The 12,306-nt window shown below is 43.4% G+C and carries 9 protein-coding genes, 1 tRNA gene and 3 pseudogenes; 8 read left to right on the top strand and 5 right to left on the bottom strand.

Features of this window, described 5'->3' with window-relative positions; all coding sequences use genetic code 11:
• Position 1: 1 nt before the first annotated feature.
• A complete protein-coding gene (locus tag BN1044_RS22800) occupies positions 2-418 on the top strand; it encodes a cytochrome c3 family protein (RefSeq protein WP_072310609.1) in 417 nt (138 codons plus the stop codon).
• Between the two features lie 9 nt (positions 419-427).
• Positions 428-2,086, top strand: coding sequence for a thiosulfate reductase cytochrome B subunit (phsC, locus tag BN1044_RS23250; RefSeq protein WP_081329658.1), 1,659 nt, complete (start codon positions 428-430; stop codon positions 2,084-2,086).
• Positions 2,087-2,174: 88 nt separating this feature from the next.
• Here phsC and BN1044_RS24075 read toward each other — a convergent pair whose 3' ends face one another.
• Both BN1044_RS24075 and BN1044_RS24070 read right to left on the bottom strand, forming a co-directional pair.
• Positions 2,175-2,867: an AAA-type ATPase lid domain-containing protein gene (locus tag BN1044_RS24075; RefSeq protein WP_254663952.1), complete on the bottom strand. Its 693-nt coding sequence runs from the start codon at positions 2,865-2,867 to the stop codon at positions 2,175-2,177.
• Between the two features lie 56 nt (positions 2,868-2,923).
• Positions 2,924-3,631, bottom strand: a complete 708-nt coding sequence (locus BN1044_RS24070; RefSeq protein WP_247650234.1) for a P-loop NTPase family protein — start codon at positions 3,629-3,631, stop codon at positions 2,924-2,926.
• 292 nt (positions 3,632-3,923) lie between these two features.
• Between BN1044_RS24070 and BN1044_RS22785 the strand changes: the two genes are divergently transcribed.
• A tRNA-Arg gene (locus tag BN1044_RS22785) sits at positions 3,924-3,998 on the top strand.
• Positions 3,999-4,174: 176 nt separating this feature from the next.
• Positions 4,175-5,365, top strand: a complete 1,191-nt coding sequence (locus BN1044_RS22780; RefSeq protein ID WP_139130998.1) for a tyrosine-type recombinase/integrase — start codon at positions 4,175-4,177, stop codon at positions 5,363-5,365.
• Positions 5,366-5,461: 96 nt separating this feature from the next.
• On the opposite strand, the gene BN1044_RS24065 is transcribed toward BN1044_RS22780, so the two are convergent.
• Positions 5,462-5,590, bottom strand: coding sequence for a sporulation transcriptional regulator SpoIIID (locus tag BN1044_RS24065; RefSeq protein WP_254663953.1), 129 nt, complete (start codon positions 5,588-5,590; stop codon positions 5,462-5,464).
• A gap of 57 nt (positions 5,591-5,647) precedes the next feature.
• Positions 5,648-5,907, bottom strand: a pseudogene (locus BN1044_RS22770) (IS21 family transposase); the annotation flags it as partial.
• A 262-nt stretch (positions 5,908-6,169) separates the two neighbouring features.
• Here BN1044_RS22770 and BN1044_RS22765 point away from each other — a divergent pair.
• Entirely contained in the window at positions 6,170-8,071 is a 1,902-nt protein-coding gene (locus BN1044_RS22765) for a glycoside hydrolase family 3 protein (protein WP_072310608.1), read from the top strand.
• A 114-nt stretch (positions 8,072-8,185) separates the two neighbouring features.
• Positions 8,186-9,217 carry an OmpG family monomeric porin gene (locus tag BN1044_RS22760; RefSeq protein WP_072310607.1) on the top strand — a complete coding sequence of 344 codons (1,032 nt, stop codon included), beginning with the start codon at positions 8,186-8,188 and terminating at the stop codon, positions 9,215-9,217.
• Positions 9,218-9,270: 53 nt separating this feature from the next.
• On the opposite strand, the gene BN1044_RS22755 is transcribed toward BN1044_RS22760, so the two are convergent.
• Entirely contained in the window at positions 9,271-10,128 is an 858-nt protein-coding gene (locus BN1044_RS22755) for an SIS domain-containing protein (RefSeq protein WP_072310606.1), read from the bottom strand.
• A 602-nt stretch (positions 10,129-10,730) separates the two neighbouring features.
• Here BN1044_RS22755 and BN1044_RS24265 point away from each other — a divergent pair.
• Both BN1044_RS24265 and BN1044_RS22745 read left to right on the top strand, forming a co-directional pair.
• Positions 10,731-12,099: pseudogene (locus BN1044_RS24265) on the top strand (HsdM family class I SAM-dependent methyltransferase); the annotation flags it as partial.
• Positions 12,096-12,306 (top strand): annotated as a pseudogene (locus BN1044_RS22745) (DEAD/DEAH box helicase); the annotation flags it as partial. The pseudogenes BN1044_RS24265 and BN1044_RS22745, both read left to right, overlap by 4 nt.

Below are 12,306 nucleotides of genomic sequence, written 5' to 3'. Positions count from 1 at the left end.
AATGACGAAAATACTTTTAATCTTCATCACTATGGTAATGGGTTGCCTAAGCCAAAACTGCAACGCGTCTGATGCGGAAACGCTCTTTCACAACAAGCTCAACAGCATGCATGCCAAACCCTATCATCAAACGCTAGAAGCAATGGGAAAAGACAATTCATGCCAACTGTGCCACGGCACGAAAACACCCGTTTCTGCTCCAGATGACAATAATTGCCTTAATTGTCACGGCTCACGCGATCAAATAGCGGCGCTAACCACGCCCGATCCCAAAGATAAAAATGCGGAGCCTAACCCGCATGACTCCATGCACTATGGTAAAGATGCTTCTTGCACCATGTGCCATAACGAGCACAAGCCCTCAGAGATTTATTGCAACAGCTGCCATCTTTTTAAATACCCCAACATGAAACCTTAAGGGATCGCCATGACCCATTTATCTTTGAAAAATCAGATAAAGCGATGTCTGCTTTTCGCGATACTCATATTTTCACAAATGTATGTCTGGGCTGAAACAACACCTTCACTTTCGACCACGGTGACTCAATTAAACCAAGCGTGTCTGAACTGCCATGCTGACACGGATATTCACAGCATTGTCACTTCTAAACCACACGACAAATTATTACTTTCCAGCACTGACTACCAAGAAAGCGTTCATGGTGGGCTCCCCTGCATTGCTTGTCATCGAAGCGCACCAAACACTCAGGGCTTTGATGTCACACCGCATCAATTAGCACCGCAACAAGATACGGGCTGCGAAAACTGCCATGCGCTCGTTTTACATGACACCATCGCCGCCGAAAATGCGAGCGTGCACCAACAAAAAATTGAACAAGGGCAGTTTTCCTGTTCGGCATGCCACAACGCACATACCATGCACAGCGGGGAGATCTCTTACCCCAATAGCACGCAGATCGCTAAAAGTAATCAATCATGTATCAACTGCCATTCGAGAGCGAACGTTTATACCCAGCTAGCCAAAGGGAAATCCTCTACCGATCAGGATTTGGCACACAGCATGCTCCCTTACCCTGAACAGCATTTAGCCAGCTTGCGCTGTATAGACTGCCACGTTGCGGCTGACGATAGTACTTTACACAAAATCTTGCCCGCATCTGAAACGGTTACCTGCAAACAATGCCATAGTGACTCTTCCCTACTCGCCGCTCGGCAAAAAACCGCCTTACCTCTGTTTGCCTCCACGGCGGGAAGCTTACTTGGCAAAGGCTGGTTTAATGACGCTGAGATACGAAAAAAACTGGCTGCCCTAAATAAAGCCGACACAAAAGCAGAACCGGTAAAAATTGTTCAAGGGACACTATTCAATAACACCTACATGATTGGCAACAACGGCAGTAGTCATTGGGATAAACCTTATGTTTACGCGTTAGTCGTTTTATTAAGCCTGCTGATATGCCACGGACTAGGGCGCATCATTGCAAAAAAATTATCACCCCATAGCGATGAAATGGCCGAAGAAGACAAGGTCTATCTTTATACTCTGTTGGTTCGTTGCTGGCATTGGCTCAATGCTTTGTGCTGTATTATTTTGCTGATAAGCGGCATCGCAATGCACGTTGTAGCAAAAGGATTCCCTATTTGGGTCAATATTCATAATATTGCTGGGCTCACGCTCTGCATCATTTGGTGCCTATTTATTGCTACGATACTTTCAGGAAATGGCCAGCATTACCGCATTCATTGGCAAGGGATACTTACCCGAATTTATCGACAAACACGCTATTACTTGTTGGGTATTTTTCTTTCAGAGCCACACCCAGAGCATGCGAGTCAACAGAGTAAGTTTAATATTTTGCAGCAACTAGGCTACATTGGGATTATGTTTATTATTTTCCCTTTATTTATTGTAACTGGCTTATTCATGCTCTTCCCAAGCTATTCACCGAATAAAATATTAGCTTGGCCTGGGAAACAGGTTATTGCATATTTGCACTATGCGCTGGCGCTGGTTATGGTCATGTTTATCCCGATACATCTTTATCTCTGCACCACAGGCCATACCTTAACCTCACTGGTTAAAGGTATGATTGATGGTTTTCATCGCAGTCGGAAAGAAAAATAGGTTATAAACCACGTAGTCTTAGGTAAACAATGAGAAGCCAAAATGATACATTTTGGCTTCTTTATTTCTAAAATAACCACCTATTGGATTATCGAGTAAAGACCCCTAATTTTTTCATCTTGCTATATAATGTATTACTGTTAACGCCTAATATTTCCGCAGCTCCATTTTTTCCAGATATTCTGCCATTACTCTGACGTAGTGCTTTAACAATATGCTCACGCATGGCTTCATCAAGAGGTAATATATTATTCTGTTTTTTTACTCTCGGCATAGTGAACATTAATTCGCTTCCTTGCTGAAAGAATTCTGATGATTCAACAAGATGAATAAGCTCACTTATATTCCCCGACCAATGATATTCCCATAACACCTGCGTTGCCTCTGGACTTAAACGTGGTATTTTATTAATACCATCCGAAGTAAATCGCAATGACAAATAGTGAGTTAACAGTAATGGAATGTCTTGATAACGACATCGTAGCGGGGGGATGACAACCATTAAGCAAAGAATCTGATGGTGAAACTGACTGAATAAATACTGTTGAGTCTGCTCTTCGTCATCCTCATAAGTTTGGCTTTGAATAGCTATAATCTTAATACGGCAGAAATCAGGGTATCGACTCATAAGTTCCAGAATAAAAACCTGCCAATTTTCGGGCAAAGAAAACAGTTCGTAAACCAATAAACAACCGCCATGTAAAGGAAGAAAATATTTTATATCTAGGCTTTCATCCCAGTTAAGAACAATACTCTCTTGTATTCCTAACTCAGGGGACACATAGATCAACTGATGGTTCTTTACATCAAGGATCCCATATATGCCCTTCTGATTAGCTATTTCACGTATATACGAAGCGACACTTTTTTACCCACACCGCGTTCACCAAAGATCAAAATAGGTGACTGACTGTTTGCCAATGTTTTTAAAGACGCATAAAGCGCCGAGAGAGCGGTATTATTTGAGCTGACAACAAAGGGTTCATCTGTCAGCAAGGGAGGGACAGTTTCTAAAGAAGGGACGCTCGTACGCTTATCGCTGGGTTCTAAAAGATTATGCTGAGAAAGTGTGATAAACGAAAGTAACGAGAATTCACCGTGCACGGCCTCAATCAATGCCACATGTTCAGCAGAATAGGCTTGTGGCTGATAACTGAAAAAACCAATCGCGCCTAAACGCATCCCATCGAGTGACATACGCATTAGAATAACAGATTTTATATTTCTAAATCCGCGCTCGACGACATATTCAGTTAACACATCCTGTTTAAGATCGTTGATAAGTTGAACCTCAACATCCTGTCGCTGCTCAAACTGCTCAGCAATGTAATCGGGGATAGAGATAAGATCTCGCTTAAGCCGAGCGGCTTTATGAGTCGCTAATGCAATAAACTGTATGCTTCGAATATCGTGGCGATAGTAGTTAAGGAAAATCCCATCACAGCAAAAACCATGAGGGATGGCATGAATGAATGCCTGCATCGCTTTTTCAATTTGCGAGCTACTGCATAAGGCTGTACGTAAAAATGAGATAGCACTATCCATAGACCACCCAATTAGTTCTTACATGTAGTTATGCAAATAATAATGTACCGCCGTTTTTGGAGGTATCATGATGATACTATTGGTATATTTTTTATTACTTCAGATCAAAAATAAAACAATTTATGTCATACACATCGTATAACGGTGGGAGATAAGCCCCAGCTCCCCTTCCCCTCATCGCCATACAAATCGTCTAATTATTCCGCAGAGAGCGGCAAAATGCAGATAAAATGAGCTAACGATGAATCTAGCCCTTATCCTATTGATAAAAGTGCGTATAATGGCGCCCGATGTCCTCTTAGTTAAATGGATATAACGAGCCCCTCCTAAGGGCTAGTTGCAGGTTCGATTCCTGCAGGGGACACCATACACATCTCTACTGACATCTACCAAATTCAATAAAACCCTCTTATAATCAGTTATAAACCCTCTATTCTGGCTATGCGACGTCAACTGATGTCTACCCATTTCAACGTGAATCAACAAACGTTTGGGGGCCTTAGTGGGGGCTTATCCTGTTCAATGAAAAATAAGGCCCCCAATATGACCTTAAATGCGCGTCAGGTCGAGACTGCAAAACCCAGAGACAAAGCCTATAAGCTCGCTGATGGCGGAGGGCTCTATCTCATGGTCAATACTAATGGTTCAAAGTACTGGCGCATGAAGTATCGATTTGCCGGCAAAGAGAAAAAGCTCTCATTCGGAACCTATCCTGACATCTCACTTGCGGAAGCTCGCACTAAACGAGATGAGGCAAGAAAGTTATTGGCGAATGATAAGGATCCCGGAGAGGTCAAAAAGGCCACGCAGTTAGCCAAAAAACTCTCGGTTACCAACACATTTGAAGCAATAGCTCTCGAATGGTACAGTGCAAAAGTATCCGGTTGGTCGAAGAGTTATGCTGATTACGTCAAGCGAGCCTTTAAAAACAATGTCTTCCCCTATCTCAGTTCTCAGCCAGTGAATGAAATAAAGCCACTGGAGCTTTTGTCGGTATTACAACGAATGGAAAAGCGGGGAGCATCTGAGCTCGCAAGCAAAGTACGTCAGCGTTGTAGTGAGGTTTTTCGCTACGCGATTGTTACAGGTCGTGCTGATTACAACCCAGCAGCTGATCTTGGTAGCGCTTTGCAAGGCCATGAGAAACAGCACTATCCCTTTCTTACCGCCGCCGAACTGCCTGAGTTTTTGCAAAAGTTATCTAGCTACTCAGGAAGTCTTATTACTCTTCTCGCAACCCGGTTGCTCATGCTGACAGGCTTGAGAACAGTTGAGTTACGTCTGGCTGAATGGAGTGAAATTGACTTCGATAATCGAATCTGGGAAATCCCCAAAACTAGAATGAAAATGAAACGTCCTCATGTTGTCCCGTTATCGGCTCAATCCTTGAGCGCTCTTCGTCAATTGGAAGAACTAACAGGAACCTACCAGCTTATTTTTGCAGGACGAAACGATGTTAACAAAGCGATGAGTGAAGCAAGCGTCAATATGGTTATAAAAAGGGTTGGCTACGATAAGAGAGCGACTGGGCATGGTTTTCGCCATACCATGAGTACCATTCTGCATGAGCAGGGGTTTAATACAGCCTGGATCGAGATACAGCTCGCTCACGTGGATAAAAACAGCATTCGCGGCACATACAACCATGCACAGTATCTGGATGGAAGACGAGAAATGATGCAGTGGTACGCTGATTATATTGACAAGCTTCTCAGTTCATCGACAAACAGTTAGTGGTTGTTCTCTGCACCTTTAGGTGCGGAGAACGCCATTCTTTTATTTTTTGTTTGTTCTATAGCCTTCTGGCATATTTAACACGCTGCATGGACTTTAGCGTGACGCGATCCAGTACTGCTTGCCATGTCGGAGCAAGTTCAGGTGAGCAAGGCGCTCAGTCAGATCACGCCGTATAGTTTTTTTGCAGACGTTAAATTCGTCAGCAAGGCCCCTGACGGTCAGTGACTCCCCATTATTGAGGCGTGTCAGTATCAGGCCTGACCTGCTCCCCGTTGATTGAACCGAGTAGTGATGTTTGTCGATCTCCACATGGTAATTCAGCATGGACTCTGACTTTTTTGCCTGGGTACAGCTATAACTAGCATCTGGTAGTGATTCAGCTCTGGTTTATCAAGATGGATGAAGAGGCTGGCCCGCGAACAACCCAGCTTTTGCATTACTTTGCTATTCAGTCTTTCCATTAGTTCCCGGATGCGTTGATTAAGTGACGCGAGGCTGTAGAAGGTTTCAAGCATGATACGGGCCATGATCCAACTTTCCCATAGAACCGCCCCTTGCCCCCTCGGCACTCAGCGCACCAATTCGAAAACACACCATTAAAATCAATCATATATAGTAAGAAAAAGTCATATCTGTCTGCCACAAAACAGACGCATACTATCTGTTAATTCAACGATTGAGATTACAAAAATCAAAATTGTGACCAATACCTAGGAATAATTAATTCCTTTAGTTGATAATTAATGAAATAAAAAATTCCTTCAACTTTAACGTTGTATTCCGAGTAACAAAAGGGTCGAAATGAAAAAAATAGTCGCCATAACGTTTAGTGTATTACTTGCAGGTTGTGTCAGCCATGTTGCACAACAACCTCTCACTGATGTTCAGCTAGAAGGTTTGTGGAAAGACCCACATAAAAGTGCAGAACTCATTCTTTCACAAATGACGACTAAAGAAAAAATTGGTCAGATGCTGATGCTGGATATTCGTCAGTGGGACGAAAATCCGCAGGGATATGCTGGGGAGCGAAAAGAAGAAACCAGCGTTCATGCCTTGCCTGAAGCGCTGGCGCATATGATTTATGACTATCGACTCGGTGGTATTATCCTGTTTCGCGAAAACTTCGTGACTACCACCCAGTCTTATAAATTGATCGAAGATATTCAGGGTGCGCGTTATCGTTTACCTCTGCTTATCGGAACCGATCAGGAAGGCGGCTATGTCACACGCTTACGTGAAGGTACCGAGATGCCAGGCAATATGGCATTAGCGGCAACTCGTGATATATCTATGGCACAGGTTTCAGGTGAAATTCACGGTTCTGAACTTTCCGCGCTAGGCGTGAATATTAATTTCGCCCCGTCTGTTGATGTCAATGTGAATCAAAACAATCCAGTGATAGGTGTTCGTTCATTCAGTAGCGATACCGATCTGATTAATGGTATGGCTAGCGCTTACATTGCCGGTTTACAGAAAAATCACGTTATTGCAACCATCAAACACTTTCCTGGTCACGGCAATGTTGAGACCGACTCACATGTTGGCCTGCCTGTTGTGCCGTATTCTGAACAAGAATGGCGACAGAATGATTTAGTTCCGTTCAAATATGCAATTGATAACGGTATTAAGGCTATTATGACCGGACATATCGTGGTGCCTGTGCTAGATAACACCAAAGTGATTTCCAAGCATGATGGCAAGGAAATGGGTCTACCTGCGACCTTATCGAAAAAGATCCTCACCGATATTTTGCGTAATGAACTCCATTATAAAGGCCTGATCTTTACTGATGCGTTAGATATGGGCGCTGTTGCCGATAACTTTGGCTCCAATGAAGCGGTCGAGCAGGCGTACTTAGCAGGTGTGGATGTTGCTGTTATGCCAGTCCATATCTGGGATAAGCAAAGCATGGATAAACTTGCCAGTCTGTACCAGTATATTGAGAAAAAAAGTCAGGTGAACCCAGAGCTAATGAAGCGTATCAACGAGTCCGCGCTGCGAGTTGTTGAATACAAATTGGATAACAAACTGTTACCGCAGCCGATGTATACCGGAGCACATGCTTTATCTGTTGTGGCTTCAGCAGAGCATAAAAACTACGAACGCAAAGTTGCTGAGAAATCAGTTACCTTAATTAAAAATAAAGGTGTTTTACCTTTTTTGCTTAAAAAACAGAATAACATTCTAGTTATTTCTGACGAAAAAGCGCGTAATGAATTGATTAAAAGTGAGTTAAATAAAATCAGTAGCGAGTTGCAAGATAAGACTATCTCAGCTACTGGCATTGATGTTGACCTTGAGGGTCAAACCTTACCGCAAGACGTGAATAAGCAAATTACACACTCAGATTTTATTATCCTCGTGACTTACAATTTGAAAGCACAAGATAATGCAGCGCAATCCATTATCAGCCTGGCAGCTAAATATAAAAAACCTGTCGTCGTTATCTCTTCCCGGAACCCATACGATATTTCGGCATTGAAGAATGTGAAGGCGAACATTGCAATCTACGGCATTACCGGCTTTGATATTACCAATGCGGGCCGTAACTCTTTAGAGGCAAATATTAAAGCAGGTGTTAGAAGCCTGTTTAAAAATACCCAGGATGTAACCTTTAATAACCCTACAGGTAAACTGCCTGTGGAAATTAAAGACGCCAATAACAACGTTATGTATCCACTAGGTCATGGCCTGACATATTAATGTCTTGTGGATAATTTAATAAATGGCCATAGTTCTTATGGCCCTCCTACGGATAGTTTCATAAAAAATATAACATCTCTTTAAAAGAGATTAATTAAAATTGGTAGATCCCCTATGAATTATGCAAAAAAAACATATTTATTTCTAATATTGACTGGTTTATCCTCCACGAGTCAGGCGGTAATTGATGATCCTCTTGAAGAGGCAGCGACAGAGCTAGCAGCCCAGCAATCTAATAAAAAACTTACCGAAGAATCTAAATTTAATATTTCCAGTAATACATTTTTGGAAATAGAAGAATTTAAAGGCTATACAATTAACAACAAGAAAATCTTTGATAAAATTAGCCCGGTAGTTCAAGTAGCTATTCAGCCAGTGGACTCCACGTGGAGTTATTTTATGGAGTATAAAGTCTCCATGCGTAACTACACGACCAATTTTCACTCAGAACAGACTTCCTATAATCGTAACCGTTTACAATTACAAGCTAACCGAAATTTGATTAAAAATCAGGACGCCACTCTGAATCTTAGTTTCGTTTATCGTAAAGAATCAAATGATGTAAAAAATGGCATGCCAGCAAAAAACTCTTACCACTCTTATTGGCTGATCCCTGGCGGTAGTTATAACTTTAGCGAAAAATTTGCATTCGTTTTCTGGGATGCCGGTTATTACTACGATAATGCTTTCTCCGGTCCGGGCTACAATGACTGGGAATGGGAAAGTGAGCATGGTTTCCAGTATCGAATCAACGATAAAATGCTGGCTAAACTGATGTATTACACTGACTGGACTTGGAACAGCCATGGCGATAAAACCTGGGAACAGAATCAGATCCGTGGTTATTTCCCCACCAAGATTAACGAGCAGTGGGATATTCAGCCTTATTTCCGCTATTTCCTCAATGAAAAGAATTATGACCCTGCGACGGGAGTCACCACAAACCGTGCAGATAATGGCGGGTTGCGCTTGGGACTGATTGTAAACTACAACCTAACACCTAAAACAACCCTGTGGACGAATCTGGCGTGGGAACAGACAACATGGCAACATTCAAAGAACAGCCAGCTGGTTCACCTGACGTACGGGGATGATAATACCCAGGACTTCCGCCTCTACTCAATTGGCATACGTCACATCTGGTAGTTATCGGGTTGTGTAATAATACAAAAATTACCCAGAGGAAAGTGCCTCTGGCTTTATTTTAATTTATCTATTATTTCTTTACTTCGGTTAATATAACGCTGACTTCTTTCATTCTCTTCTTGCAACAGACAAACAAACAGTAAGTCAGTAATAGTATTCTGAGCGGTTCGTGCTGATATAGACGAACTGCGCCATCGTGTTTCTCCAGCCAGAGTATCCAGAGTGTAATCCGCTATTTTTCGTAACGGACTTTCCTGCAGTGAGGTGACAGCAACTAGTTGTGCGCCGTTATTTTTGGCAACTTGCGCGGCCAGCAATATTTCTTTGAGTGACCCCGAGTAGGAAATAGCGATCTGAATATCTCCCGGGGCTAAAGACTGAGCCACTGTTATTTGTACGTGGCCGTCCAGTTCATTCATTACCGGATAACCAATTTTCATCAATTTATAAGCGAGATCTTTAGCAGCCAGAGCTGAACCACCAATACCGGTAATTTGGATACGGCGAGCGAATTTTATTAACGAAATGATTTTTTCTAGCTGGGAGAAATTAACATTATCGGTTGAATCTCGTAGTGCTTCTTGTTTTTCAAGGCAGAGTTTTTCAGCAATGATGGTCGGACTATCATAAATAGTGATACTACTGTGCAAGTGCTGGTCAGCGCTATTAATTTGCTTATTAAGCTGTCCCCACTCTTCGATTAAAGCCATCTTAAGGTCAGTAAAACCTCTGAAGTTTAATTTCTTGGCAAATTTTACAATACTGGACTGGCTTATGTGTAACTGACTGGCAATTTCTTGTGACGAGCATTGCTTTAATATTTCTGGATGCGCTAATAGATAGTCGGCGATCGTTCGTTCACCCGGTGTAAGTTGTTCTTTATTCAGCGAAATAAGTTGTAAAATACGCATCAGTGTTAACCCTGAAAATAACAAGAGTTCCTATCATAGCGGCAATGGCCTGTAGAGCGATACATGGGAGACAGAACAATATTTTCTTTTTCACGCTGATTCCCCGCTGTCAGTATCATCACAAGGTATTAATCGAGAACGTAGGGTGATAAAAATAATTTATTCCAAAGTTACCCCACTTAGTATAATTGTATTAACCTGCTGATTTTATAGTTTTTTATTCGCGTTTAAATGCGGATAATAAATCGTTTAACGTGATTTTACCACTAGCTAGTGGTAAAATTGAACGTCTTATCACCAGCAAATTACTTTGACAGATTAAGCATAACGCAAATTAACTCGAAGAAAATGATCACTGAAAGTCGCAGTCCTGCCAGTGAGTAAACAAGACATGCATTCATAGAGTTGACGCTCATGTAGTATGCCCAATTTTCGGTGGTGATTCTGATGACTGTGGTTGCAATCAAGGGTTGGTTCTATGGGAAAGCTGAGCCTGTCAAAACATACGAAACCGGAGAAGAAGGCACACCAGCTATCGCTGTCATATATTCTGCCGGACTTTTCAGCTTGGTTATATTTACCGCGCCTCCCTGCCGAGGATGAAGGCCAGTCCGTTGCCGGAAGAAGGGCGAGAGAAGTTTCTGTTACGTGCCACTAAAGGCTTGTCGTTCTTTAATACCTCACCGATGGATCTCGGTAAAATTGGGCAGAATGACATCAAGGCGAACCTTGAGAACTACTTTCAGTATTTTTCAAAGGATGCGCGAGAAATCTTTGAGCATTTCAAATTTAGTGAGTTTGTTGGTCTGTTAGATGATGCCAACCTGCTGTTCAAAATCGTTAAGAAATTTGCCACCACCGACCTGAGCCCAAAGGCCATTTCTAATCATGAAATGGGGTTGGTGTTTGAAGAGCTGATCCGTCGTTTTGCGGAGAGCTCAAATGAGACGGCAGGGGAGCACTTTACCCCACGTGATATCGTGCGCTTAACCACTTCGCTGGTGTTTATGGAAGATAATGATGCATTGTCGAAAGACGGCATTATTCGCACCATTTACGACCCAACGGCGGGTACGGGGGCTTTCTCTCATCCGGCATGGAATATGTGCACGAACTTAATCCAAATGCGGTGATGCGTGCCTTCGGCCAAGAGCTAAACCCAGAGTCTTACGCCATCTGTAAAGCCGACATGTTGATCAAAGAGCAAGACGTCAGCCACATCAAGCTTGGGAATACGCTTTCCAACGATCAGCTCCCGCAGGACCAGTTCGACTATATGCTGTCTAACCCCCCGTTTGGTGTGGACTGGAAAAAGATTGAAGGCGAGATTAACGACGAACATCTGCAAAAAGGGTTCAACGGGCGTTTTGGCCCCGGTCTGCCGCGTGTCTCTGACGGCTCGCTGCTGTTCCTATTGCACCTGATAAGCAAAATGCGCGATAGCCGTAACGCCGATGGTTTGGTGAACAACGGCGGACGTATCGGGATCATCCTCAACGGTTCACCGCTGTTTACCGGCGGGGCGGGAAGTGGTGAAAGCGAAATCCGCCGTTATATTCTGGAAGCCGATTTGCTGGAAGGCATCGTTGCGCTGCCGACCGACATGTTCTACAGCACCGGCATTGCCACCTATGTATGGGCCCTATCGAATAAAAAAGCGCCGGAGCGCGAAGGCAAAGTCCAACTGATTGATGGCACCAACCTGTGCGGCAAGATGCGCAAATCGTTAGGTTCCAAGCGTAACCTGATGGGCGAAGACGACATCAAGCTTATCACCCGCACCTTTGGTGAGTTTGCCGTTGAAATGCCACCTCTCTTGAAGAGTTGGGGCTTGAGAAAGCACCTGAGCAAAAATCTAACCGTGGCCGCCAATCTGCTACCGCTAAAACCGAAGCGCCGAAAACTTTCGCCAGCAAAATCTTTAACAGCACCGATTTTGGCTACCGTCGCCTGGCCATTGAACGCCCGCTGCATTGCCTGCCATTTTAGAAGGGTGTGACGTTCGGGCGCAGGCCAAAACCGGCAGCGGTAAAACAGCCGCTTTTGGTATCGGTCTGCTACAGCAGATTGACGACGACTCAGGCGCTGTGCTATGCCCAACGCGTGAGCTGGCGGATCAGGTCAGCAAAGAGCTGCGTCGTTTAGCGCGTTTCACCAGAACATCAAAATTTTGACACA

It is taken from the genome of Hafnia alvei (assembly GCF_900095695.1).
GTDB lineage: Bacteria > Pseudomonadota > Gammaproteobacteria > Enterobacterales > Enterobacteriaceae > Hafnia > Hafnia alvei_B.
Note: the sequence above shows the minus strand (reverse complement) of the source record. Positions and strands in the feature narration are given on the sequence as shown.

Excerpts from the sequence above, each read along its gene's own strand:
- BN1044_RS22760 (WP_072310607.1), top strand. The coding sequence starts at position 8,186 with ATGAATTATGCAAAAAAAACATATTTATTTCTAATATTGACTGGTTTA.
- BN1044_RS22755 (WP_072310606.1), bottom strand. The coding sequence starts at position 10,128 with ATGCGTATTTTACAACTTATTTCGCTGAATAAAGAACAACTTACACCG.
- BN1044_RS24070 (WP_247650234.1), bottom strand. The coding sequence starts at position 3,631 with ATGGATAGTGCTATCTCATTTTTACGTACAGCCTTATGCAGTAGCTCG.
- BN1044_RS22780 (WP_139130998.1), top strand. The coding sequence starts at position 4,175 with ATGACCTTAAATGCGCGTCAGGTCGAGACTGCAAAACCCAGAGACAAA.
- BN1044_RS22765 (WP_072310608.1), top strand. The coding sequence starts at position 6,170 with ATGAAAAAAATAGTCGCCATAACGTTTAGTGTATTACTTGCAGGTTGT.
- phsC (WP_081329658.1), top strand. The coding sequence starts at position 428 with ATGACCCATTTATCTTTGAAAAATCAGATAAAGCGATGTCTGCTTTTC.
- BN1044_RS22800 (WP_072310609.1), top strand. The coding sequence starts at position 2 with ATGACGAAAATACTTTTAATCTTCATCACTATGGTAATGGGTTGCCTA.